Source organism: Flavisolibacter ginsengiterrae DSM 18136 (assembly GCF_059568575.1).
In genome coordinates, this window is the sequence record NZ_JCANTR010000004.1 from 37,449 (window position 1) to 61,995 (window position 24,547).

Sequence of the window (24,547 nt, forward strand, 5' to 3'; positions counted from 1 at the left end):
TTAACTTCTATGCTGAACATGCTTTTGTAAATCCATGTTTCTTTCTGCAGCAATAACCTTCGTGCTTTATTTCCCTGTTGGCAAAAGGAATGTGATTGCCTGGTTGTGCTATGGAATGAAACGGAAGACCTGAAGTGTGTTCAGCAAAAAACTTCAGCATCTGGAATTCTATGAAAGGGGCATTTGTACACACAGCATAATGCACAAAAAGCTGTGGCAGGTTGCTTAATGCTTTTATCCACTGACCACCACCATGGGGACTATCTTTTCCCAACTGGTGCCTGTAGAAATTGTTTACCCTGGCAGCTATGGGCTGATCTGCTTTACCGATGTATAAAATGCTTTCTGTGGCATGCCAGTAACGATTTAGCGCTGCCTGCACCATTATGAAAGTTGCCGGCAACTTATTCACCTGCATAGCGGGTGCATGTGTTAGCCAGGTTGTAAACGCTGTTTGCGAAATGGTGCATGCAGGCAGGATGCCGGAATTAAGTGCAGGATCAGATGACGTGGAAACGATGTAGATACCCTGGCGTGGTTCTGCAAAGCGAGTGCCCCATGGTGCAGTACCTGCATAGGGAACATTGAATTGAGCAAACAATTGCATTGCAGTTAGGGGCATTGTAACTTTTTTATACCATCATTGCCTTCTCACTCACCAACTCCTCATTGATTATTACTTCTTTTTTACCGGTTAATAAATCAGCCATTAAGCCTTGCTTCAAGGACATCAACTTACCCAGATATTCTTCTTCTTGTTGCATCGCTTTTTCAATATTTATAACCATCTGAAATATCAAAGACTGTTCTTCTAGGTCAATTGGCACACCAATAAGCATCTTATCTACAACAGTAATATAGATATGCTTGATCGTTGAACCTCCTGCATCATCAAGCATCTTCTTCTGATAATCTCTAGTCTCCAAAAGCGTTTTAAGGTAATACGGATTTACATTGCTTTTTGGTCTTAGGACTGCAACCGATTGATTGATGCAAATATTATTTGTTTCAACAATCGCCAGTCTACCTAACGTTCCATCCTTAGTAAGCAGAATATCGTTATAAATCGGTTTGCTTTTGTTTGTCAGAAGTGTATCAAACGCCTTTTGTGAAGTTCTACGGCAAGTAGTTAGTTGGATTATTCCATCATTAATGTTAGCAGCCGTCACCATGAAAGGACCATCTTCTGTAGTTGGCATTGGATTGGTAAACCCGTAAGAAATATAACTCAAATAGTGCTGCAGTTCATTTACTTCCCATTCCTTCGGTATCATGCCCAAAGCGGAAGGCTTGTACAACTCAGGTGCTTGTTGCACTGTTGGACGAAGTTTGCCATCTGCACCAATGCCACGGGTAAACAAATCGTGCAGCATGCCTTGCTTAATGCATTTGTATTTTGCAATGGCTTGCTGGGTTTTTTCTATAACATTATCTATCTGGCTGATTACCTCAGCAATCTTGCTTTGCTGCGGATATTCAAAATATTTGAAGCGAAGATTATAAAGAGATTTAGAAGTAACACTCGGAACTCCAGTTGCCTCATTCAAAGCGCTTAAATCACTATTAAGAAAATTGTAATAAAGCCATTTGGCATGATACCCATGTTTCGGCTTAATGCAAAAAATAGTATCAACATTCCAAAACTCGCCTTCAATATATTGCGGGTTGTTTATAGAACCTTTCCTTCCAGATAATATAGCAGGTCCTATATTTAATGGAATACTTGTATAGCCCATTAAACCTCCAGTTCCATATATTGGTATGCCTTCCCCTTTAGGGTTTTTCTTGTAATCCCTTCCGTAATATATGTCTGCGATTTCTTTTACCTTTTTATACATATCCCAATTCAACTAAATAAGTATCCAACAACTCTGTTTCCTTTTTCCTGTCATTCACGATTGAAGTCAGAGCAACTGTATACTTGTCCCATAGATTTTCCACTGCATGTTGCAGGTTTCGTAAATGTGCCTGCAGGTAATCGTTTACTGTTGCATGCAAGGTTCTGTGCCACCTGGCAACAATCAGCCGTTTGGCTTCTTCGGGTTTTATCAATGCCCTTGCCTGGTCCACCAATACTTCTTTACGCTTTCGTATATCGCTGATTATTTTCTTGCAGGCTTTCAGCTCGGCGGCAAGGTCCATGTGTTTTTTTATCCGCTTGTATTCCGCTTCAAACTTCTCCGTTAGTTCGTACACATGGTAAAGAGATTGGGCTCTTAATTCCAGCAATTCATCCAGTTCAGGATGGGCACCTTTCTCCCGTTTTTCAAAAGCGGCTTTTTTCTCCTTCTGTTCTGCACGGGAGTAATCTTTCAAAATGATCTTTACAGCAGCATTATACCTTTTGTCCAGGTTCTTCATTTCCCTGGTGTGTTCGGTCAATTGAGCTTTGGTCTCGCTGATGATATTCTGGACTTCCTTTAATTCATCGGAAGGAAATACCTCATACTCTTCTTCATTCCACACGCCTTCTTCCAGTTCGTTTACTTCCTTAAACAAGGCTTCTATTTCATCCCGGCGGGCTTCATTTTCTCTAAGCTCCTGCAATACTTCGGGGAACTGGCTTTCCAGTATTTCATCGTCGGGTATCAGCTCTGCATTCCACCCACTGGCGGCTACGCTTTTTAAATCAGTATTCAATTCATTCCAGTAAGCAGCAAAAGCACCACGGCTTTGGTAAGGATCCAAAACAGATTGCCTGTCTTGCTGTACGGCACCAATGGCTTCAGCAAATGTTACGGAGAAGTCTTTATTGAGTTCAAAAATGTTTTTGGTGTCGGGCAGTCCTTCTACTCTTGGTAGTATCTGCTGCCACCACGCATTTAACAAACCAGTATAACGGTCCATCGTCTCCTTCACTTCAACACTATCCCGCAAAATGGTTTTGATGTTTTCTTTCGTCTTTATATCGTTCAGGAACTTTGCATATCCCGGCTTCAGTCCTTCGAACAACTTCTTCTCGATACCCGGATAACAATTGAAAGTAGTTTGCAGGCTTTCAATTTCACTCATAGGGATGCCACCATGTAAATGTGCATGCACATCATGTGGTTCAGCAGGCGGGGCATTGTCAACATACCGGCGAATATTCAGGTTGTACTCCTGTTCTTCCAGTTCCGCTTTACCAATAAGCCTGCTGTATTTAGGCAGTTCTTTTTTGTTGCGGTAAACGAAAGAAATCTTTTCAATATCCTCAGGACGCAACTTGTTTTGTACTTTCCCTTCTTTGTACTCCCTGTCGGCATTAATAAAGAGCACCTGCTCTCTTTCGTGAGCACCGGCTTTGTTAATGACCAATACGGCTGCACCAATACCGGTACCGTAGAATAATGCAGGTGGTAAACTGACAACGGCTTCCAGGTAGCCACGATCAATCAACCATTTTCGCAGATTTCTCTCTTCGCCACCACGGAACAACACACCATGCGGCATGATAACCGCCATACGTCCATTGTTCTTTAGCACTGCCACCATGTGCTGCACAAACATAAAGTCTGCTTTGCCCTTGGTGGGCATGCGGTAATGGAAACGCTCTTTATATTTTAGGTCATCCCAATTATAGTTTTGAGAGAACGGCGGATTGGCAATAACGATATCAAAAGGTTTGAGCTCACCGTTTTCTTTGTGCTCAGGATCATTCAGGGTATCAGCATTGGTAATGTCAGCATTGTAAATGCCATGGAACAACATGTTCATTTTACAAAGGCTCCAGGTAGTACCGTTCTTCTCCTGACCAAATAATGAAAGCCTTCTCGCCGTACCGTAACGGCTTTCTACATATTTTTTGCTTTCTATCAGCATGCCGCCACTACCCACCGTTGGATCATAAATCTCCGCATCCACAGCAGGCTCCAGGATGTTTACCAACAGTTTTACCACTTCGTTTGGCGTGTAAAACTCGCCGCCTTTTTTGCCTGCACTATCGGCAAAGTATTTTATTAGGATTTCATAAGCCGCACCCATCAGGTCAGGAAACTCCAGGTTTTCATCCCGTAAACTGATGCGGTTAAAGTTCCTGATCAGTTCCCGAAGGTCTTCATCGGTGATACGCTTGTTATTCTTACCTATACTCCTGTTGAAGTTGATGGCTTTAAGAACACCGTCCAGTTTATCCAAGTTGTGATCTTCAATTGCCCACAGGGCAACATTCAATTTGTCGCCAATTTCTTCCTGCAGGTATCGGATGTTTTCCCACCTGGCTTCCTTTGGAATGAAGTAACTGTACACTTTGGTGTTTTCTTCCAAAGCAATTTCTATTTCAGGCTCCCCTAATTGGTATCTCTTTGCAAGATCATCTGATCGGTGTTCCCGTTCCACATCAAACTGGTCATTCACCCTTTTAAGGAAAAGCATGGCGATGATGTATTCCTTAAACTCCGAGGCATCCATGTTACCACGGAGGTCTTCACAAGTGTTCTCAAGAAATGTTTCCAGGTATTTGAGGGATATCTTTTTCTTAGCCATTAATTCTTTAATCGTTTAAGCGTTAGTTTAAGGCTCTGTTCAGCCGTTGTTTCATTCTTCACCAGGTCCAGTATTTTATCCGACAACCAATGCGTATGAAGATCATCTTCTTTTACACCAAACAACGCCGCCAGCTTAATAATATGCTCCTGCCTTAGTTGTTTTTCATCTCTTTCCACCTTACTCAAAAACGCAGTGTCCACTTCGAGTGTTGCAGCCACCTGCCTCAAGAGCAAGCCCTGTGTTTCCCGCAATTCACGGAGTTTGTTACCAAAGCTTTGAGAATTGTTCATCATTGACTTGTCAGATTAGGTCAAATGTAAACAAGAACAATCAAAAACAAGAAATTAAAGGGTAAGGAAGGTAAGAGTGTGCATAAAAAAGCCTGAATACATTATTTGCATCCAGGCTTTACTAAATGGAAGGTAAATGTTACCCTGCTTACCCTTCAAATTCAAACATGTCATTCTTTTGTTTGAAGCGGGTTTGGTAGCCTATCAGTTCTTCATCTTTCTGTTTCAAGGCATATACGTACCGGTCCTGCCTTTTGATGCGCTGGAACTTATGTGCCCGTAGAGCCTTACCCAGCTTTTGCTTGGTAGCATCGGTAACATTCATCTTCACTTTCTCTGTAAACCAGGCTGCCAGTTCTGTAGTTGACAGGTACAGGTCACCTTCTTCAGCAGTGCAGGGCTCAAACCAGGTAAGCAAAAGTTCTTCTTCCACGGACATTGAACGATACTGCTCATTGTTTTTGTTGATGGCTTCAATCTCAGCCTGATCGAACCAGTACTTAAAGCCATTATCCAAGAGGTGTTTTGCCTGTGCATAGACCCCGTCCAAAGGAATGCTGTGCTGGTAGTCAATAGCTGTCACTTCAAAACAAAGAAACCTGCGGGAGCCTGTGGTATCGCTAAGGAACTCTTTGTTGTTAACGGAACCTGCAAATGTTGCCCTCCGTGGTAAAGTTTCTGTGCTGTAGCCGTAAGGACGGCGAATACGAATACTGGCTTTGGTGATGATCTCCTTCATGGTACCCAATTCAGACCGGTTCAGGTTCTCCAGTTCATCCAGGTTGATCAACATACATTCTGAAAGCTGTATCAAAGTGTCTTTGTTGCCCGGATTAATGGTACCGGAAAAGGAATATTCCCTTAGTGGTGGTGGTACCAGGTTCAGTATCCATGTTGTTTTACCCACACCCTGTTTGCCACTAAATACAATCACTGTTTGGTTTACCACTTTATCAATCAGCAGTCCAGCAGCTAAAGCAACAATCCATTTACGGAAGCACATGAGCCATAATGGATCATCGGTGGTCTTTACAGTTTCAGCTAATTGCTGAATGTAATCGGTACCATCCCAGGCAGGGAGGTTATTTTACGGTTTGGCAACAAAATATGAAAGATATTTTTCTGAAAGTGTTGCTGGACAATCATTTGACAGAAAAAGAAAAGTAAGTTACTTTCCAATACAGAACTTACTAAAAATATAATCCAGTTGATCTTCATTTGTTATCTCACCTGTGATCTCACCCAGATATTGAAGACACCTGCGAATATCAAGTGCTAATAAGTCTCCGGGTATTTTATTGTGCAATCCTTCAATAACATCGTTCAACGCTGCATGCACTTCATTGAGGGCATGGAAATGGCGTGCGTTGGTAACAATCACACTTTCATTGGTGACATCTTTTTGAAAGACCAGGTCAACCATTCTTTCTTTTAATACTTCGAGGTGCAATCCACTTTTTGCAGAAATAAAAATGACACCACTGGTGTAGGTAAACTTCTCCCGTGCAGATGGTTCATCAACCAGGTCCACCTTATTGCCTACCAACAGGAAATGGATTTCCTCCCTGTTCAATTCCGCTATAGTTTCTGAAAGTTCTTCCGGCAATTCTTCATTCACATCAAACAGGTACAATACAACATCGGCCTGTTTTCTTTTCTGCAGGCTCTTTTCTATACCTACTGTTTCTATCAGGTCCTCTGAATGATTACGGATACCGGCGGTATCGATCAGGCGAAAAAGTATACCGTCTATATTCAGCACCTCTTCAATGGTATCACGTGTGGTACCAGGTATCTCGCTAACGATAGCCCTGTCCTCATTCAACAAAGCATTTAACAAGGTGGATTTACCTGCATTAGGTTTTCCTATAATAGCTACGCTGACACCATTCTTTATGACGTTGCCCAATTGAAAGGACTGCATCAACCTGCCGGTATGTTCTTTTGCATTGCTTACCAGTTCCAGCAATTTAGACCTGTCAACAAATTCTACATCTTCCTGGGAAAAATCAAGCTCTAATTCGATAAGTGCTGAAAACTGAATGAGTTGCTCCCGCAAATCCTTTAAGGCCTGGGAAAAGCCTCCCCTGATGTTATTAAGGGCTGTTTTATGAGATGCCTGTGTATTGCTGGCAATCAGGTCAGCCACGGCTTCGGCCTGGGTAAGATCTAGCTTTCCATTTAAAAAAGCCCTCTGTGTAAATTCACCCGGCTTTGCCAAACGTGCGCCCTGCTCCATACAGGCATCGATCACCTGCTGGTGAATGTATGGAGAACCATGACAGCTGATCTCTACAATATCTTCCCCTGTATACGATCTGGGTCCTTTATAAAGTGACACTACCACCTCATCCAGGATCTTGTCACCATTTTTCAGGTATCCTACATGAATGGTATGGCTGGCCTGCTTATCAAGGTCTTTGGATGGGAATAGTGCATTGATAATGGCTATAGATCTTTCTCCACTCAAACGGATGACACCAATGGCACCAATACCCGGTGGCGTTGCCAACGCTACGATAGTATCATTCCAACCCGAAAGTTTTAAACTCATAATCAAAAGTAAGGGGGATCAAAACAAAAATCCCTTTACCAGTGGTAAAGGGATCTGCAAATTTTATTACTGAAATTTTTACTCGGAAACTACGAAGGTGATAGGCTGCGTGTGATAGGAACGTACTTTTCTTCCGTTCTGCTCACCTGGAGACCATCTTGGACCTCTTTTCACCACGTCTTCGGCACCTTTACCCAATCCGTAACCCGGATCATTAAGGGCTTTAACATCGGTGATGCTACCATCTTTCTCTACAAGGAAACGAACCTGTACGGTATAATTGCCTGGGTTCATACCCTGTGAGGCAGCATCTTCAATATAACGCTGCAACTGGCTTTCCAGGTGTCTTCTCCATTGCTTTACATCCACACTGGCTTCGATCTCCACTTTTTCAAATACCTTGTTCTCATCTTCCACCTTAGGTGCGGCAACTACAGCTTTACCTTCATCCACCACAGGAGGTGCGGCAATACCTTCATCCTTTACACCTTCCTGGTTGATAACGTCGATCTTTTTATCCTCCATTTCCTTTACCGGCGGTATCTCTTCCTGTTTTACCTCTTCGTCTTTTTTAATAACGGGAGGAGTAAACTTGGCCATCTCCACTTTTGGTGGGGGTGGTGTTTTTGGCGGTGGCGGTGGCGGGGGTGGTGGCTTTTCTTCTTCCTGTTTGATCTCAGCCATAACAACATCCCTTACCTCTACCTTGCCGCTGTCTTTTGGACCCAGGGCCTTTGATAAAAAGGAGGCCCCTATAGCGAGGATCAATACAGCCGCAGTAATACCCAGGGCTGTAACTATCCGCTTGTTATACTTTTTCCTGAGCTCATAGGCGCCATAATCCTTATTGCGGCCTTCAAACACCAGGTCCAGTATATCGGCACTTAATATTTTATTTGCTTCCATTAGTATTGTTTGTATTTAGATGCGATCCTGCTTTATTTTCCACAAAAATTGAGCTGATTATCCGCCCTACTTAGGTTCAGTAGCATGGATAAGCTTGTTCTCATCTTCTGATATGTCAACAATAGCAAAACGTTTTACATCATTAATGGTCATTTCGTCCAGGATATCAACCGTGTTTTTGTAGGTAGCATCTTCATTTGGCTTGATCACTACTACAAAGTCTTTATCCTTGGCGGCATTCTGCCAGTTGGGATCACCTGCTTCCCTGGCCCTGTTCTTTATATTCTCATCCAGCGGACTTGGATAATAATTAGCGATCACTTCCTTTTTCTTATCCTGTATGATCTTACGCACTTCCTTGAACGTTGTGGACTTGAAATTTGAACCATCAGGCTTGATCTGACCCATGTAATAATACACCAGGTCATTCTTTCCTAATAAAATAGTCAGTGCTCCCGACTCTTTTACTTCGGTAAGATCCTTAGGATTTTTTTCATCCTTTGGCATGATCAGTCCCATAGTGGTGGGCGTACTCATCGTTGTGGTGAAAATGAAGAACGTAATGAGCAGGAACCCCAGGTCAACCATTGGAGTCATGTCTACGCGAGTGGATAGCTTCTTGGCTTTTTTGACCCCCGGGCCTTTTTTATGGCCACTATCTCCACCGGCTACATCTATATCTGCCATAGTTAATCTTTTAAATTGTGAATATTATTTCCTTTTAGCTTCCTGTATTTGGTACAGATCAGTTCCTGGTGGTACTCCTTCAGGATCTGTGATCAGCTGGTACTTATTGATCTCATTCTTTCTCAATGCATCAATGACACCTTTGAAAGAAGGATACTTGGCAGCGTTATCACCTTTGATCATATAGTTCAACTTATGACCCTGGAAAACGGTAACCGCGTTGGCGATCCAAGTTGTCAGTTCATTATTCAATGTATCTGTAACAGGGATACCTGGCTGCTTCACTTTCAGGCGGTCTTCATTGGACATTGCCAGAAGAGACTTTAAACCACTAAATGGAACACCCACCGTAGTATTTTTAGCAAAGCTGTTCATTTCAGATTCAGTAAGACCTAAGTTGCGGCTTTTATTCACGTTTGCAATAACGTTCTTTTTCAAACCTTCATCAGAGCTCTTCTGAACATTAACAGTAAAGTACACACGGCCATTTTTATCCATCTCTATCAAAAGCGCATCCTGCTCTTTCAATTTATCTGAAGAAACAGACCTGGGCGTAGTGATCTCTACTGGTTCTGGTGGTTTGAATTTGGTAGCCAACATAAAGAAAGACAGGATCAGGAATGCCACATCCACAAAGGGAGTCATGTCCGTCGCTGTGCTTTTCCTGGGTATTTTAACACTTGGCATGTTTAATAAAAAGTTTTGTATTGAGATTCAATTGTTTCAAAATTCCATAAACCCTGTTGCCCTTATTTGTATAAAGAAGCAAAAGACTGTGTTAATGTGAAACCAGACTCGTCAATACCATATGTGATGCTATCGATCTTGGTAGTGAACACGTTATACATGATCAAGGCAAGAGCGGAAGTACCGATACCAAGGGCTGTATTATACAAGGCCTCAGAGATACCAACTGCCAGTGCACCTGCATTACCACCACCTTCTTCACCAAGCGCGGAGAATGAACGGATCATACCGATTACCGTACCTAAAAGGGCGATAAGGGTACCAACGGAAGTAATGGTAGAAAGGAACACCAGATTTTTTTGCAGCATTGGCAATTCCAGTGCAGTTGCTTCTTCTACTTCTTTTTGAATCGCGATCACTTTTTGTTCTGTATCTAATTCTGTAACATTGATCATTTCTTTGTAACGACGCAAACCAGCCTTCATAACGTTGGCAACAGATCCGCGTTGTTTGTCGCACTCTGCAAGAGCCGCATCTACATTACGGTTAGCTAAATGATATTGTACTTTCCTGATGAAATCAGCAATAGAACCTTTACCTAAAGCCTTGCTGATCGTTAAGAAACGCTCGATAGAGAAAGTAATAACCATCAATAACATACCGATCAATAATGGAACGATGATACCACCTTCATAGATCCTGTGGAAGGCGTCTTTTGGTCCTTTGTGCTCTGGCCAAAAAGCTCCCTGACCTGGCTGATTAAAGCCGTTTGGATCTCCCATTAAAAATCTCCAAATACAATAACCGGCTATAACACAAATAATGGGTGCAAGCCATGAAATAGCATTACCGCTTCTTTTAGGTTGTACTGATGTAGCCTTAACTGATGTTGCACTTGCAGTCGGTCTTGTCTCTGCCATGATCGTAATTTTTAGTTTTTAATTTAAAAAATTTCAGTATTAAAATTCAAGGTCACAATTCTACTGAAAAAATGCAATAAATAATTACGTAGTTGCATTTTTTTCAAACAGTTTTTATAGTGAGTCCGTAATTTTTAAAGGTAGCAAGTTATGTGTTTCAATAATAGAAATAAAGAACACTGTCCAATTTATGTTATTTATTCATAGCGTAAAGCATCTATCGGGTTGAGCTTTCCAGCTTTTAATGCAGGGTATAATCCTGCAAGCAACCCAACTATTGTACAAATTACTACTCCGTAAAGTACCCATTTCCAGGGAACTACAAAACCAGTATTCAGCACCATTGAAAATAAATTGCCCACTAATATTCCCAGTATGATGCCAAATAAAGCTCCCAGCACACTTATTATAATTGATTCCAATAAAAACTGTTGCCGGACCGCTTTGCTCTTTCCTCCAATGGCCTTGATCAGCCCCACTTCCTTGGTACGTTCAGCTACCGACACCAGCATGATATTCATCAGTCCAATGGCGGAACCTATAAGTGTAATGAAGCCAATCACAATAACCGCTGCTGTAAGGTAGCCTAAAACACTGATGGCTTTCTCAGCTATGCTATTACTTCTTTCCAAAACAAAATTGCTTTCTTCCGTGGTGTTCAACTTCCTGATAGATCTGAACAAACCTTCTGCCTGGCCCATGGCAGTTTCCACCTGTTTCACATCCGGGGTCATAACACCTATTACATACCTGTCGGCGCCAAAATAGCGTTTCAGATTTTTATAGCCCACAATAACGATCTTATCCCTGCTGAATCCAAAAGATGATCCGCGGCTACCCAACACACCCAATACCCGGTATGGCATGTCATTGATACGGACGATCTTATTAACTGCCAAAGAAATACTTTGACGGAACAATGCTACAGCTACATCATATCCCAACAAACAAACATTAGCGCCCGAGGTAACATCCTGGTTGCTGAAGTTGCGTCCTGCATCCAGCGTAAATCCATTCAGGTCCAGGTAATTTTCATCGGCCCCAAAAAGAAATACATTGGGCGTAGTTTTCTTAGAGGCATAGGAGACCGTATAGTTATTCCCGGCCATAGCGGAAATACTTACCTGGCTGGGGAAAGTATAATAATCAACAAAATGTTCTGCCTGGTCTTCAGTGATGGGCTTATCGAGATTGGAAGTCTTTTCTTTACGCTGACCTTTTCTTGTCAGCTTCATTGTAGGACCATTGCCTCCAAAATGAATATTACGCTCTTTAAATCGAATGCTAAACCCATTGGCTCCCATAGTGGAAAAACTCTCAGTTAGCTTCTGGTTCATGGCCTGTATGGCCGTTATAATGCCAATCAGCGCCATAATGCCTAAAGCGATGATGGCGATAGTGATCCCTGTTCTTAGTTTATTGCTGCGAACGGTGCGAAAGGAGAGCCTTAAAACATCTGTGTTATTCATGCAAATGGGTCTACTAAATTAGTAAACCCATTATACAACGCCGTTAATTTTTTCCGGGACTAAAAATATAACCAGTAAGTCAGCAGGTTAGGAAATATTCCAAGCAGGATAGTTATGCCTGCAAGGGCAGCAAGTGTATATTTAAAACCCATGGTACTACCTGTTATGGTTGCATTGCCGGTCTTGAAATACATGGATTGTATCAACCGGAAATAATAATATACACTGACCGCAGCCATCAACACGGCAAATATGGCAAGGGCCAGGCTTCCACCGTCTATGGTTGCTTTGAGCATGTAAAACTTAGAAAGGAATCCAGCTGTTAATGGAATACCGGCAAGTGATAAAAGAAACACTACAAGTATCCCTGCCAGGAATGGTTGCTGTTTGGCAAAACCATTGAATCCTTCAAAGGTGTAATCCTTCATCCTTACCAACACGGCAAATATGCCAATGGTGGCCAGGGAATAAGCTGCAGCATAAAGTATCAAACCTTCCTTCGCATCATTGTTCAGTGAGTAAATAGCAAGCATCATAAAGCCTGCCTGTGAGATACTGGAGTAAGCCAGCATACGCTTTACACTTTGCTGGAATACCGCGGTAATATTTCCTATAAATAAAGTAACTGCAGCTACAATACCCACTAATAATTTCCATTCGGGACGTATGCTTCCAAATTCCTCCGAGAACAATCTCATAAAGGCTATAAAACCTGCAGCCTTAACCACCGTAGCCATAAAAGAGGTGATCACCGTAGGTGCACCATCGTACACATCAGGTGTCCAGAAATGGAAGGGCGCTGCGGATACCTTAAAAGACATCGAGAATAGAAGCAGCATCATACCAGTGATGAGTAATACAGGAACCTTTTCGGCAACAGTTATACCCGTTTGAAATGTGCCCGTAGCACCATATATCAATGCTATACCCATCAGCATCAGCCCTGTGGAGAAAGAACCCATGAGGAAATACTTCAGGGAAGCTTCATTGCTCTTCAGGTTGCGCTTATCGCTACCCGTAAGAATGTATAATGGTATAGAAAAGATCTCAATGCCAAGGAATAGCATCAATAGCGATTTGAAAGAAGAAGCTACCACTATCCCGGCTAATATGAAGAAGATCAAGGAAAAATAATCGCTGAAATGGTTGCCTACCTTTTCCAGGTCACGCGAAGACAATAAGAAAAAGGCAAAAGTGCATAGATTGGCTACCAGCGTAAATAAGAGCGCAAAGCGGTCAAATTCAAGCATGCCCCTGGTATCAATATGAAAAAATGTAATGCCTCTTAATTCGAGGATGTTAGCTATAATGGTGGCCAGCAGTAACACATGTGCCAGAATCCTGACATTATTCTTATTGTTCAGCAAAAAAGAGCTGAACATCATAATTACACCACTGACAGCCGAAAAGATTAATGCGTTCATATTATTTTACAAACAGGTGAGCAACATTTATTTTATTCAACAACAGGTCCACAAAACCATCCGTTACATTCAATAAGGGCTGCGGATAAACTCCAAATACTACAACAACTATAACTATGATCCACAACACCATTTTCTCATTACCATAGATATCCCGGGTTGCTTCAGTTATGCTGCTGGAGGGACCATAAAGAACCTTCTGTACAGCTGTTAATGTATACACCGCAGCCAGGATGATGCTAAGTGCCGCAAGAACTGTGAACAGTATATTGTAATGGGTAACCGCGGAACTCCAGATGCCACTGAACATCATAAATTCCCCTACGAATGCATTGGTGAGTGGCAGTGAAATATTGGCAAATGCAAGAATTACAAATAAGGTAGCCAATGCCGGAGCTTTTTGAGCTATTCCTCCCAACTGGGAGAGTTTACGTGTACCAAACTGGCGCTCTATCAATTCTACAATTATCCAGAGACCAAGAATATTAATGCCATGGTTGAACATCTGCATCATCACACCCTGGTAGCCAGCTTTTGTTTCTGCAAAGAGGGTGGCAGACATTAATCCAATATGCGCAATGGAAGAATAGGCTATCATTCGCTTGAAGTCATCCTGTTGAATGGCAATAACTGATGCATATATGATCCCGATAACAGAAAGACTCATGACAACATCGCCCCATGAATAGGCCGCAACAGGAACTACCGGCAATACCCAGCGGATAACACCATATACACCCATCTTAACCATGATACCACTTAGCACCATAGTAGCCGCGGTTGGCGATTGTTCATAGGTATCAGGCTGCCAGGTATGAAAAGGGAAAACAGGCATTTTTACGGCAAAGGCCAGGAACAATAACCAGAACACCCAGCTCTGTGTATCATCAGACAACTTTAAAGCATAGAAGGAATGCAGGGAGAATGACCTGTCAGGAGTTTGAAAATACAGGTATAACAAACCGGTCAGCATCAACACTGAAGCCGTGAACGTATAAATAAAGAACTTGAATGTTACAGGGATTCTTTTTTCTCCACCCCAGCCTGAGCAAAGGAAATACATGGGCACCAGCGCAAGCTCCCAGAAAAAGTAAAAGAGCAAAGCATCCGTGGCAAGGAACACACCCATCAGGCCTGCCTGCGTTAATAGCATTAAGGCAAAAAAGTTATTGGATTTTTTATACTGCGATCTCCAGATAGATACCAGGATAAGCGGGTAAGAAACAGCTGTGAGCAGGCAAAGTATCTGTGACAGTCCATCCAGTTGCAAGGAAAAAGAACTTCCCAGGCTTCCCAGCCAGGAATAACTGAAATGCAGCTGACCCGGAGTTTTGGCAATAGTATTTCCTGCAATAGATATCAATAAAGTGATAACCGATGTAAGCAGCGCCCAGGTGCGAACTGTCTTATCATTCTTTAAAAAGAAAGACAGGAAACCGCCGATCAGTGGAACTAAGAACAGTAATAAAACGATCATATCAATTCAGAATATATTTCAGAATGCATCGGGCATTCTTCATTAATATTATTTTCTCAGGAAGAACTGCAATACAAAGAACATCAGCATGCTGATAACCATCAAGAGTATATAGCTTCCTACCTGCCCGCTTTGCAACCAGCGCATCTGCCTGCCACCATAGTTCACCATCCGCCCTACCCCATTTACCAATGCATCGATGCCACTCTTTTCAAAATATTTATTGGCAAACACACCCAGCTTGTTTACCGGACGCACCACGACGCTATTATACAATTCGTCGACATACCATTTATTTTCCAACACTTTCCCAAATGAGGAAGGTTGTTCTTCCCTGTAAGTTCTGTAACGCATCCATGCAATGACTATGGCGACAATGGCAATTACCGTAGTTAATCCCATCAGCAACATTTCAGTGGAGTGACTAACAGTGTGTTCCGCAACTGGGTGAATGACCGGTGAGAGATATTCTGCCAGTTTTTCTCCTCCATGCATAAAAACTTCAGGTACACCAACAAATCCCCCGATAATGGCTAATACAGCCAGCACGATCAAAGGAATGGTCATGGCCGCCGGGCTTTCATGAATATGATGTCTTTGTTCTTCAGAGCCCCTGAAACTGCCGCCGAAAGTGACGAACAATACCGGAACATATAAAAGGCAGTCAGCGCAGCTGTCAGTACTCCTATTACATAGAGGAATTTATCGTGTTCAAATGCTCCCAAAAGGATGGCATCTTTTGAAAAGAAACCTGATAAAGGTGGTATACCGGCAATGGCCAGGCAACCAATTAAAAATGTGATATAAGTGATGGGCAATTTAGAGCGCAGGCCTCCCATAAAACGAATGTCCTGCTGGCCGCTTACAGCATGAATAACGGAGCCTGAGCCAAGGAATAAAAGAGCCTTGAAGAAAGCATGGGTCATTACATGGAAAACAGCAGCTACATACGAGCCCGTTCCAAGGGCAAGAAACATATAGCCTAACTGGCTTACTGTAGAATAAGCCAGTACTTTTTTAATATCATTTTGCCTGATGGCAATGGTGGCTGCCAGTAAAGCCGTAGCCGCACCAATGATGGCAATTACCGTATTGGTAGCAGGAGCTGCTATATACAACACATTGCTCCTGGCGATCATGTAAATGCCTGCAGTAACCATCGTAGCCGCATGGATCAGGGCTGATACAGGTGTTGGACCTGCCATGGCATCGGGCAACCAGGTATATAATGGTATCTGGGCGCTTTTACCAGTTGCGCCTACAAATAATAATAAGGTGATGCCGATAAGGTCTGTAGTTGATAGCTTGCTCACATTGGCAAATACATCTGAATAGTTTACAGAGCCTATCTTAGAAATGATCCAGAAGAGTGCCAGCAGGAATCCAAGGTCTCCAATACGGTTCATCACAAAAGCTTTTTTTGCAGCCTTTGTAAAATCAATGTTTTTGAACCAATATCCGATGAGCAGGTAAGAACATAAACCCACACCTTCCCATCCAATGAACATGATCACATAGTTTGCCCCGAGTACCAGCAGCAACATGGAAAATACAAACAGGTTTAAAAAAGAAAAGTATCGGCCAAAATGTTCTCTTTTTTCCTCGTGCATATAGGCTGTTGAATACACATGGATCAAAAAGCCTACGCCTGTGATGATGAGAAGAAATAATGTAGAAAGCTGGTCAACCTGGAATGCAAAAGGAACTTTTAGGGTGCCAACAGTGAAAAAATCAAAATATTGAAGTGGTGTTGCGGAATACACTTTATTGAAGAAAACCAAAAGTGATATTATAAAAGAACCAAGTACAGTTCCGCAGCCTATGATGCTAACAATTCCTTTGGACAAATATTTTCTTCCCAATCCATTGATCAAAAACCCAATAAATGGCAGAAGAGGAATCCAGAATATTAAATTCTTCATATTTAATCTACAAGTTCCTTTATTACCTGCAGGCAGTTATTGGCAGCAGGAATAAAAAAAGCTTTATTAATGTTTTAACCTGTTCAAAAAGTTCACATCCACTGAATGGGTGTTGCGGAACAACATAACAATGATGGATAAACCCACCGCCACTTCAGCCGCCGCTACTACCATGATAAAAAACACGAACAACTGGCCATCACTTCCTGCATTGGCTACCCTGGCCACATTAGCCATGTAGTGCATTTTGGAAAAAGCAACCAGCAATAAATTCACTGCATTCAACATCAACTCTATGCACATAAATATGATGATGGCATTGCGGCGTGTCAGCACCCCGATGATACCTATCACAAACAAGGCGATAGAAAGAAAAATATAATAGTTAATAGGCATAATATAATTTGAATATCCGAAGTTGTGTCATTGAATGCAATACATTCAAATCGTACATATCACGATCACTTCATTTCGAGTTCGATCTCTTCCACCTTCCTGGTTTCTTTTTCAATAGGGCTTCTCGGTTCTTTCTTACCCAGTATAACCGCACCCACCATTGCACTCAGAAAAAGGATGGAACTGATCTCGAATGGAACTACATAATCCCGGAACAACACTTTGCCCAGGTTCTGGATCAAACCGATATCACCGGTCACCAGCTCTGTCATTTGTTTTTCAGTATTACGTAGCCCTGCCACCAGTACCAGTAACAAACAGCCACCAGCCACCGCACCTGCCAGCTTCAACCACTTGCTTTTTTGAGGTTCTGTCTCTTTATTCAGGTTCATCAACATGATCACGAAAAGAAACAGCACCATAATGGCGCCGGCATAAACAATAATATTGACCACAGCCAGGAACTGGGCATTTAATAAGATATAATGTCCTGATATAGTAAAGAAGGTCACGATCAGCCACAAAACACTATACACAGGATTTTTGCTGATAACTACCATTAATGCACTGAAAATTGCAGTTATTGCCAGTATCCAGAAAAGTATTTGAGTAATTCCCATTGTGCAGTCTTCAATTATTTAATGTTTTTACCAATGTCTCCCTTCGCTTTTTCATATCCTTCAGGATCTTTATTGGGATCAGGTATCAGTAGGTCATCTTTGCTGTAAATGAATCCTTTGCGGCCATAATTGGAAGGTGCAAAGGTTTGAGACAGGTAAATAGCATCTTTAGGGCAGGCTTCTTCACAAAGACCGCAGAAGATGCAACGCAGCATATTGATCTCGTATTTGGCTGCATATTTTTCTTCCTTATACAGGTGTTCTTCTCCCGGTTGACGCTCAGCCGCTTCCATAGTAATGGCTTCTGCCGGACAGGCAAGAGCACATAACCCGCAGGCTGTGCACTTCTCCCTTCCTTCCTCATCCCTGTTTAAAATATGAAGTCCCCTGAAGACCGATGAAAACGGTCTTTGCTCTTCAGGGTAATTAATGGTAGGCCTTTTCTTGAACAGGTGACTAAAAGTGATACCCATGCCTTTAAATATGGAAGGCAGGTAAAGCTTCTCCCAAATTGTCATGGGCTTACGTTCAACCTGTTGCTTTCTGTTCGTTAATGCTTGCATCTTCGATCCTCATTCTTCTTTAACGGTCGCAAAATTAGCCGTTTTGATGCAGCTAATCTTAAAACCAATTATTTATATAGAAGCAGTATTACTACTGCAGTTATAAGCATATTTACCAGGGCCAGGGGCAATAATCCTTTCCAGCCAAGATTCATTAATTGATCGTAACGGAAACGCGGGATGGTCCAGCGTATCCACATAAACAGGAAAATAAAAATAGCTGCCTTTGTCATTAACACTACAAACCCTATAAGGCCCACCCACCAATGATTGCCCCAGGCTGCTTCGTTGACAAAAGGTATATCATAACCCCCAAAGAATAAAGTAGACATGACTACCGAGGAAATGAACATGTTGATGTATTCAGCAAAAAGGTAAAATCCGAGCTTCATGGATGAATACTCCTGGTGGTAACCAAAATTCAGTTCATTCTCTGCTTCAGGAAGGTCAAATGGTGTACGGTTGCATTCGGCAAGGGCGCAGATAAAGAATATCAAAAAGCCTAAGGGCTGGTAAATGACATTCCATCCGTGGGCGATCTGGTGGTTAACAATAGTACTCATCCTCAGGTCTCCTACCACCATCAGCACCGCAAGAAGTGATAAGCCCATTGCCAGTTCATATGAGATCATCTGGGATGCACCCCTAATGGCAGCCAGTAAGGAAAACTTGTTGTTGGAAGCCCAGCCTCCAATCATGATACCATATACACCAAGGCTTACAACACCAAATATGTAAAGTATACCAATATTAATATCTGATATCTGCAAGGGCACCTGGCGACCTGCCACATCAATGGTCCAACCCCAGGGTATGACCGCAGAGGTCATACAGGCAGTTATCATGGCCAGCATAGGCCCCAGTACGAAAAGGAATTTGGAAGAAGTAAGCGGAATGATCTCCTCTTTCATGAAAAGCTTTACCCCATCAGCCACAGGCTGCAGCAATCCAAAGGGACCAGCCCTGTTGGGCCCGCGCCTGTCCTGTAAAAAGGCCGCGATCTTACGTTCTGCATAAGTACTGTACATGGCAACGATCAGGGCTGTTGTAACGATCACCGCTACCAGTATCAGCTTTTCGAAAAATATCCACCAGTCAATTTGCAATAAATACATGTTGTTCGCTTCCGGTTCCTGCAGCAGTTTCCCGCCGCCTTTACCTTTTTATGTTAGTCCAATATATGAATGTTCCACCTGATACCTTCAGAGTCCTCTCATTAATGAGTATCAGGGTTGGTTGAATCAGTTCCTGCTTTATTTCTACCTACACCCTCTTTTACATCTGTAGGATTATTTCCCATAGCAAGGGGGTCGCCATTAAAGGTCTTGCCTGTTGCCGGCCCCGGGATATTATTCAGGTCTACATTATTCACATTGCTAACGCTGTGAATATCCATCATCAACTTTGGCTTACGATGCATCAAAGGTTCAAATGTTTCTCCTGGCTTTTTGATACCAGTATAGTGACCTTGCGATATCACTGAATGTCTGTTCACTGTTGTAGGCCCTTCAATAACCCAATCGCTTACTTTCTTTTTTTCAAAGCGACAGTCATTACAGATCCAGTCTTCCACCTCACCCCATTGATCTTTACGTCCTGTTACTCTCAACACATCATCCCCACGCATCCATAAACGCACCTTTCCTTTGCAGGTAGGGCAATCCCGGTGGGCTTCAACAGGCTTGGTGAACCAAACCCTGTTCTTGAACCGGAAAGTTCTGTCCGTCAAGGCACCTACTGGACAAACATCTATGACGTTACCTATAAATTCACTATCCAGGGATTCTTTAATATAGGTTGCTATTTGTGCATGATCTCCCCTGTCCAATACACCATGCTCTCTTTGACCAGCAACCTGGTTGGCTGTATGAACGCAGCGGTAGCATAAAATGCACCGTGTCATATGCAGCTGGATATATGGTCCAAGGTCTATACGCTCAAATGTTCTCTTACGAAATTCATAACGGGAACCTTCTGTGCCATGTGCATAACTAAGGTCCTGCAAATCACATTCACCTGCCTGGTCGCAAACCGGGCAGTCCAGGGGATGATTCAATAACAGGAATTCAACCACTCCTTTCCTGGCTTCCAATACGGTTGGATTGGTAATGTTTTCCACGACCATACCATCCATAACGTTGGTCCTGCAGGAAGCTACCAATTTAGGCATGGGACGTGGGTCAGCCGTGGATCCAGCGGCTACCTTTACCATACAGGTACGGCAATAACCACCTGTGTTTTTCAATTTGCTGTAATAGCACATCGTAGGTGGAACAATATCACCTCCTATCATCCTCGCGGCCTGCAGAATACTCGTGCCCGGCTCTACCTCAATGGTGATGTTGTCTATAGTTACCTTGAATAATTTCTTTTCTTCAGCCATCTTATTAAGTCAAAAGTCAAAATTAAAAAGTCAAAAATGCTTATTCTTTACCCACTTTTCCTGTCTTCACAATGACACTTCCTATTATCTTCGAAATTTCATCTGCTTCTTTCAGCAGACCTTCAATTCTTGCTTTATCAATATCCATTGTATCTCTAATCAAACACAACCAATACTTGGTTTCATTTGCGGATTTCAGAGCTATGATATTAAAGTTTTTCCAATCTCTTTTGGAACTGCCTGCTTTGCCTTCTACAAGGTTAGCCCCTATCGAACTCGCACTTTTTATTAATTGATTAAACAATGAATTATATACATAATCAAACTTTGCATCTTTTACCAGGAATATCACGTCCCTGGCAAAGAAAAAGCACCTATGCCTGATATTATATGGTTTACCGGGTTCTTCAATGATATTCTCAATATCCATATTACCTGTTTCGTCAAACTCCTAAAGCAACTTCCAATTTTTTACTTTTTACTTTTGACTTTTGATTTCTATGCTACCGATACTTCCAACGGATCGGCATAATGTGCTAGTCCAAAATTCTTTCTTTGTGATTCTTCAGGATTCAACACATGCCACTCAAACTCGTCACGGAAATGGCGGATAGCCGCGGCTACCGGCCAGGCAGCTGCATCACCCAGTGGACAAATGGTATTACCTTCTATCTTGCTTTGAATATCCCAAAGCAGGTCAATATCACTCATCTTTCCTTTTCCGTATTCAATATTGTGCAGGATCTTTTCCATCCAGCCTGTCCCTTCCCTGCATGGTGAACATTGTCCGCAACTTTCATGACGATAGAAACGCGCCAGTGTCAGCGTATGCCGAACCACGCATTGATCTTCATCCAGTACAATAAACCCTCCGGAGCCCATCATAGAACCGGTAGCAAAACCTCCATCTGCCAGGCTCTCGTAATTCATCATCCTTTTCTCCCCCTTCGCTGTTTTCAGCAACAGGTTGGCTGGCAGAATAGGAACGGAGCTACCACCCGGGATACAGGCCTTTAATTTCCTGCCATTAGGTATGCCCCCGCAAAATTCATCGCTATAAATGAATTCCTCCACGGAAATGGTCATATCTATTTCGTAAATACCTGGCTTATTAATGTTGCCGCAAGCTGAGATCAATTTCGTTCCTGTAGATCTTCCCACCCCGATCTTCGCATATTCCTCACCGCCAATATTTAAAATAGGTACTATAGCGGCCAGTGTTTCTACATTGTTCACCACGGTAGGACAATCGTATAATCCTTTTACAGCAGGGAATGGCGGTTTGATACGAGGATTCCCTCTTTTCCCTTCAAGACTTTCTAGCAAAGCAGTTTCTTCACCGCAGATGTAAGCACCTGCACCACGCTGCACATAGATCTGGCAATCGAAGCCAGTGCCTAAAATATTTTTTCCAAGAAAACCTGCCTGTGTGGCTTCAGCGATCGCCTGTTCCAGGATATCCACTATCCAGGCATATTCACCGCGTATATAGATATATGTTCTGTTGGATCCTAAGGCAAAAGATGAAATGATCAAACCTTCTATAAGTAAATGAGGAATGAACTCCATCAGGTAACGGTCCTTAAAAGTGCCTGGTTCTGATTCATCAGCATTGCATACCAGGTACCTGGCAACTCCTTCTGGCTTGGCAAGGAAACTCCACTTCATTCCTGTAGGAAAGCCCGCACCTCCACGACCTCTTAAGCCACTTTTCTTTACTTCTTCCACAATATCCGCCGGAGCCATTTTAAAGGCTTTTTCCACGGCGGCATAGCCACCGTTCTGGCGATAAACATCGTAGTAGCGGATGCCTTCTATATGTGCTTTATCTAATAATAATTTTCGGCCCATCTTATAAAGTCAAAAGTGAAAGGTCAAAATTAAAAGTCAACATCCCGACCCCTTACTTATTAATTTTTATTTTTTAATTATTCTGAGCTGCTGTTCTCCTGCATTCATCAATGATCTGGTCCACTTTTTCACGCGTCAGGTGTTCCTTATAATACTTTCCCATTTGCATCATAGGCGCATAACCACAGGCGCCCAGGCACTCCACTGTTTTTAAAGTGAACATCCCGTCGCTGGTAGTTTCTCCAACACCAATACCCAATTTTTCCTTAATATAACCAATGATTTCGTCACTGCCTTTCAACATACATGGCCCTGTCTGGCAAACTTCAAATAGATATTTGCCTACAGGCTTTAAATTATACATGCTGTAAAAAGTAGCCACCTCGTAAACTTCAATAGGCTTCAACTGTAGTAATCCTGCCACAAGATCCATGGCTTCCACGCTTAACCAACCCCCATTTTCCTCCTGGGCCAGGTGCAATAAAGGTAACAGAGCACTTTTTTGTTTCCCTTCAGGGTAACGTTCAATGATCTCCTGTACCTTTTTTAATTTTTCTTCTGAAAATTTCATTTCGAATGCAAAATATAATGGTAATGCAAAACAGGTTCACTGTAATGCATTCAAATGATTGACTAATTAACCATCCATTTCCCCTGCTATCAGGTTCAATGAAGACATGACAATGATGGCATCACTCAGCATGCTACCTTTGGTCAGTTCTTCAAATGCCTGGTAGTAAATGAAACATGGCCTGCGGAAGTGTAAACGGTAAGGCGACCTTCCACCATCACTGATCAAATAAAAACCAAGTTCACCATTGGCACCTTCCACACTGTTATAAACCTCACCCGGAGGAATGTTTGTTTCGCCCATAATGATCTTGAAATGATAGATCAGGGCTTCCATCTTCGTATACACATCCTTTTTCTCAGGCAGGTAATATTCAGGAACATCGGCATGGAAAATGGTAGCTTCCTCACCTTTGAAGTCCTGGATCTTTCTATAGGCCTGTTCAATAATTTTCAAGGATTCACGCATTTCCTGGTTTCTTACCAGGAAGCGGTCATAACAGTCACCAGTGGTGCCTGTAGGAATGGTAAAATCAAAATCCTGGTAGGAGCTATATGGCGTATGTACCCGCACATCATAATCCACACCTGCAGCCCTAAGGTTAGGCCCGGTAAATCCATAGTTTAAGGCACGTTCAGCGCTGATAGGTCCGGCGCCAATGGTACGCTCCATGAAAATACGATTGCGGGCAAAGAGGTTTTCAAATTCAGTCAGTACATCAGGATATTCCTTCAGGAATCTTTCAAGTTTAGTGAAGGCGATATCATTGAAATCCCTTTCAAATCCACCAATACGTCCAATGTTTGTTGTCAACCTGGAACCACACACTTCTTCCCATATCTCATAGATCAACTCACGGTATTGCATCACGTACAGAAAGCCGGTATAAGCACCGGTATCTACCCCAACGATAGAATTACAGATCAAATGATCGGCAATTCGGGCCAGTTCCATGATGATCACCCTTAAGTAGTCAACCCTTTTCGGCAGCTGAATACCCAATAATTTTTCACAGGTTAAGTGCCAGCCCATATTATTTATTGGGGCAGAACAATAGTTTAACCTGTCTGTGAGAGGGGTGATCTGGTAAAGTGGTCGACGTTCAGCTATCTTTTCAAATGCGCGGTGAATGTACCCGATGGTTTGTTCAGCCGAAACAATTCGTTCGCCATCCAGTTCAAGGATGTTTTGAAACACACCATGCGTAGCCGGGTGGGTTGGACCCAGGTTTAGTTTGGTAGTTTTGGTTTCAATACTTCCTTCAGAAAGTGTGATATGTTTATCGGTCGTAGACATGAAATTTATTAGTCAGCTTTATTCCCCTTAGGGAGTTCTTAAAAATGTTTCTGCCCTGTTCAAA

At 42.5% G+C, this 24,547-nt stretch carries 23 protein-coding genes and 1 pseudogene; all 24 read right to left on the reverse strand.

The features are described from left to right. Positions 1–7: 7 nt before the first annotated feature. Positions 8–622: a hypothetical protein gene (locus tag BP74_RS05630; protein WP_496371931.1), complete on the reverse strand. Its 615-nt coding sequence runs from the start codon at positions 620–622 to the stop codon at positions 8–10. Between the two features lie 10 nt (positions 623–632). Then, a complete protein-coding gene (locus BP74_RS05635) occupies positions 633–1,838 on the reverse strand; it encodes a restriction endonuclease subunit S (protein ID WP_496371933.1) in 1,206 nt (401 codons plus the stop codon). Then, positions 1,831–4,464, reverse strand: coding sequence for a type I restriction-modification system subunit M (locus BP74_RS05640; RefSeq protein ID WP_496371935.1), 2,634 nt, complete (start codon positions 4,462–4,464; stop codon positions 1,831–1,833). Before BP74_RS05640 ends, BP74_RS05635 begins: the two co-directional genes overlap by 8 nt. After that, positions 4,464–4,760 (reverse strand): helix-turn-helix domain-containing protein, encoded by a 297-nt coding sequence (locus BP74_RS05645; protein ID WP_496371937.1) that lies wholly within the window; start codon positions 4,758–4,760, stop codon positions 4,464–4,466. The genes BP74_RS05640 and BP74_RS05645 overlap by 1 nt, the downstream gene beginning before the upstream one ends. Before the next feature lie 145 nt (positions 4,761–4,905). Beyond that, positions 4,906–5,820 (reverse strand): annotated as a pseudogene (locus tag BP74_RS05650) (VapE domain-containing protein); the annotation flags it as partial. A gap of 105 nt (positions 5,821–5,925) precedes the next feature. Beyond that, a complete protein-coding gene (gene mnmE / locus BP74_RS05655) occupies positions 5,926–7,311 on the reverse strand; it encodes a tRNA uridine-5-carboxymethylaminomethyl(34) synthesis GTPase MnmE (RefSeq protein WP_496371939.1) in 1,386 nt (461 codons plus the stop codon). A 78-nt stretch (positions 7,312–7,389) separates the two neighbouring features. Beyond that, entirely contained in the window at positions 7,390–8,217 is an 828-nt protein-coding gene (locus BP74_RS05660) for an energy transducer TonB (protein ID WP_496371941.1), read from the reverse strand. A 66-nt stretch (positions 8,218–8,283) separates the two neighbouring features. Further along, positions 8,284–8,904 carry an ExbD/TolR family protein gene (locus BP74_RS05665; protein ID WP_496371943.1) on the reverse strand — a complete coding sequence of 207 codons (621 nt, stop codon included), beginning with the start codon at positions 8,902–8,904 and terminating at the stop codon, positions 8,284–8,286. 24 nt (positions 8,905–8,928) lie between these two features. Continuing rightward, on the reverse strand, positions 8,929–9,591 hold the full coding sequence (locus BP74_RS05670) for an ExbD/TolR family protein (RefSeq protein ID WP_496371945.1): 663 nt from the start codon (positions 9,589–9,591) through the stop codon (positions 8,929–8,931). 62 nt (positions 9,592–9,653) lie between these two features. Then, positions 9,654–10,511: a MotA/TolQ/ExbB proton channel family protein gene (locus BP74_RS05675; protein ID WP_072835501.1), complete on the reverse strand. Its 858-nt coding sequence runs from the start codon at positions 10,509–10,511 to the stop codon at positions 9,654–9,656. Positions 10,512–10,708: 197 nt separating this feature from the next. Next, positions 10,709–11,980, reverse strand: a complete 1,272-nt coding sequence (locus tag BP74_RS05680; RefSeq protein ID WP_496371948.1) for an ABC transporter permease — start codon at positions 11,978–11,980, stop codon at positions 10,709–10,711. 59 nt (positions 11,981–12,039) lie between these two features. Further along, a complete protein-coding gene (locus tag BP74_RS05685; protein WP_496371950.1) occupies positions 12,040–13,404 on the reverse strand; it encodes an NADH-quinone oxidoreductase subunit N in 1,365 nt (454 codons plus the stop codon). Position 13,405: 1 nt separating this feature from the next. Further along, entirely contained in the window at positions 13,406–14,881 is a 1,476-nt protein-coding gene (locus tag BP74_RS05690; RefSeq protein ID WP_496371952.1) for a complex I subunit 4 family protein, read from the reverse strand. A gap of 48 nt (positions 14,882–14,929) precedes the next feature. Continuing rightward, positions 14,930–15,448, reverse strand: coding sequence for a hypothetical protein (locus BP74_RS05695; RefSeq protein WP_496371954.1), 519 nt, complete (start codon positions 15,446–15,448; stop codon positions 14,930–14,932). Next, on the reverse strand, positions 15,445–16,803 hold the full coding sequence (gene nuoL / locus BP74_RS05700; protein ID WP_496371956.1) for an NADH-quinone oxidoreductase subunit L: 1,359 nt from the start codon (positions 16,801–16,803) through the stop codon (positions 15,445–15,447). Before nuoL ends, BP74_RS05695 begins: the two co-directional genes overlap by 4 nt. Before the next feature lie 66 nt (positions 16,804–16,869). Next, the gene (gene nuoK, locus BP74_RS05705; RefSeq protein WP_496371958.1) at positions 16,870–17,199 is read right to left on the reverse strand and encodes an NADH-quinone oxidoreductase subunit NuoK; all 330 of its coding nucleotides are present in this window, start codon (positions 17,197–17,199) and stop codon (positions 16,870–16,872) included. A gap of 65 nt (positions 17,200–17,264) precedes the next feature. Further along, the gene (locus BP74_RS05710; protein ID WP_496371960.1) at positions 17,265–17,819 is read right to left on the reverse strand and encodes an NADH-quinone oxidoreductase subunit J family protein; all 555 of its coding nucleotides are present in this window, start codon (positions 17,817–17,819) and stop codon (positions 17,265–17,267) included. A gap of 14 nt (positions 17,820–17,833) precedes the next feature. Beyond that, complete coding sequence (gene nuoI / locus BP74_RS05715) at positions 17,834–18,382, reverse strand: NADH-quinone oxidoreductase subunit NuoI (protein WP_496371962.1); 549 nt, start codon at positions 18,380–18,382, stop codon at positions 17,834–17,836. 68 nt (positions 18,383–18,450) lie between these two features. Further along, positions 18,451–19,497, reverse strand: a complete 1,047-nt coding sequence (gene nuoH, locus BP74_RS05720; protein WP_496371964.1) for an NADH-quinone oxidoreductase subunit NuoH — start codon at positions 19,495–19,497, stop codon at positions 18,451–18,453. A 101-nt stretch (positions 19,498–19,598) separates the two neighbouring features. Next, positions 19,599–20,765 carry an NADH-quinone oxidoreductase subunit G gene (locus tag BP74_RS05725; RefSeq protein WP_496371966.1) on the reverse strand — a complete coding sequence of 389 codons (1,167 nt, stop codon included), beginning with the start codon at positions 20,763–20,765 and terminating at the stop codon, positions 19,599–19,601. 40 nt (positions 20,766–20,805) lie between these two features. Next, positions 20,806–21,195, reverse strand: coding sequence for a four helix bundle protein (locus BP74_RS05730; protein ID WP_496371968.1), 390 nt, complete (start codon positions 21,193–21,195; stop codon positions 20,806–20,808). 68 nt (positions 21,196–21,263) lie between these two features. Then, positions 21,264–22,616, reverse strand: coding sequence for an NADH-quinone oxidoreductase subunit NuoF (nuoF, locus tag BP74_RS05735; RefSeq protein ID WP_496371970.1), 1,353 nt, complete (start codon positions 22,614–22,616; stop codon positions 21,264–21,266). Positions 22,617–22,689: 73 nt separating this feature from the next. Then, entirely contained in the window at positions 22,690–23,187 is a 498-nt protein-coding gene (locus BP74_RS05740) for an NADH-quinone oxidoreductase subunit NuoE family protein (protein WP_496371972.1), read from the reverse strand. Positions 23,188–23,253: 66 nt separating this feature from the next. Further along, positions 23,254–24,483 carry an NADH-quinone oxidoreductase subunit D gene (locus tag BP74_RS05745; RefSeq protein ID WP_496371974.1) on the reverse strand — a complete coding sequence of 410 codons (1,230 nt, stop codon included), beginning with the start codon at positions 24,481–24,483 and terminating at the stop codon, positions 23,254–23,256. Positions 24,484–24,547 lie beyond the last annotated feature (64 nt).

Excerpts from the sequence above, each read along its gene's own strand:
- BP74_RS05630 (WP_496371931.1), bottom strand. The coding sequence starts at position 622 with ATGCCCCTAACTGCAATGCAATTGTTTGCTCAATTCAATGTTCCCTAT.
- BP74_RS05635 (WP_496371933.1), bottom strand. The coding sequence starts at position 1,838 with ATGTATAAAAAGGTAAAAGAAATCGCAGACATATATTACGGAAGGGAT.
- BP74_RS05640 (WP_496371935.1), bottom strand. The coding sequence starts at position 4,464 with ATGGCTAAGAAAAAGATATCCCTCAAATACCTGGAAACATTTCTTGAG.
- BP74_RS05645 (WP_496371937.1), bottom strand. The coding sequence starts at position 4,760 with ATGATGAACAATTCTCAAAGCTTTGGTAACAAACTCCGTGAATTGCGG.
- mnmE (WP_496371939.1), bottom strand. The coding sequence starts at position 7,311 with ATGAGTTTAAAACTTTCGGGTTGGAATGATACTATCGTAGCGTTGGCA.
- BP74_RS05660 (WP_496371941.1), bottom strand. The coding sequence starts at position 8,217 with ATGGAAGCAAATAAAATATTAAGTGCCGATATACTGGACCTGGTGTTT.
- BP74_RS05665 (WP_496371943.1), bottom strand. The coding sequence starts at position 8,904 with ATGGCAGATATAGATGTAGCCGGTGGAGATAGTGGCCATAAAAAAGGC.
- BP74_RS05670 (WP_496371945.1), bottom strand. The coding sequence starts at position 9,591 with ATGCCAAGTGTTAAAATACCCAGGAAAAGCACAGCGACGGACATGACT.
- BP74_RS05675 (WP_072835501.1), bottom strand. The coding sequence starts at position 10,511 with ATGGCAGAGACAAGACCGACTGCAAGTGCAACATCAGTTAAGGCTACA.
- BP74_RS05680 (WP_496371948.1), bottom strand. The coding sequence starts at position 11,980 with ATGAATAACACAGATGTTTTAAGGCTCTCCTTTCGCACCGTTCGCAGC.
- BP74_RS05685 (WP_496371950.1), bottom strand. The coding sequence starts at position 13,404 with ATGAACGCATTAATCTTTTCGGCTGTCAGTGGTGTAATTATGATGTTC.
- BP74_RS05690 (WP_496371952.1), bottom strand. The coding sequence starts at position 14,881 with ATGATCGTTTTATTACTGTTCTTAGTTCCACTGATCGGCGGTTTCCTG.
- BP74_RS05695 (WP_496371954.1), bottom strand. The coding sequence starts at position 15,448 with ATGACCATTCCTTTGATCGTGCTGGCTGTATTAGCCATTATCGGGGGA.
- nuoL (WP_496371956.1), bottom strand. The coding sequence starts at position 16,803 with ATGAAGAATTTAATATTCTGGATTCCTCTTCTGCCATTTATTGGGTTT.
- nuoK (WP_496371958.1), bottom strand. The coding sequence starts at position 17,199 with ATGCCTATTAACTATTATATTTTTCTTTCTATCGCCTTGTTTGTGATA.
- BP74_RS05710 (WP_496371960.1), bottom strand. The coding sequence starts at position 17,819 with ATGGGAATTACTCAAATACTTTTCTGGATACTGGCAATAACTGCAATT.
- nuoI (WP_496371962.1), bottom strand. The coding sequence starts at position 18,382 with ATGCAAGCATTAACGAACAGAAAGCAACAGGTTGAACGTAAGCCCATG.
- nuoH (WP_496371964.1), bottom strand. The coding sequence starts at position 19,497 with ATGTATTTATTGCAAATTGACTGGTGGATATTTTTCGAAAAGCTGATA.
- BP74_RS05725 (WP_496371966.1), bottom strand. The coding sequence starts at position 20,765 with ATGGCTGAAGAAAAGAAATTATTCAAGGTAACTATAGACAACATCACC.
- BP74_RS05730 (WP_496371968.1), bottom strand. The coding sequence starts at position 21,195 with ATGGATATTGAGAATATCATTGAAGAACCCGGTAAACCATATAATATC.
- nuoF (WP_496371970.1), bottom strand. The coding sequence starts at position 22,616 with ATGGGCCGAAAATTATTATTAGATAAAGCACATATAGAAGGCATCCGC.
- BP74_RS05740 (WP_496371972.1), bottom strand. The coding sequence starts at position 23,187 with ATGAAATTTTCAGAAGAAAAATTAAAAAAGGTACAGGAGATCATTGAA.
- BP74_RS05745 (WP_496371974.1), bottom strand. The coding sequence starts at position 24,483 with ATGTCTACGACCGATAAACATATCACACTTTCTGAAGGAAGTATTGAA.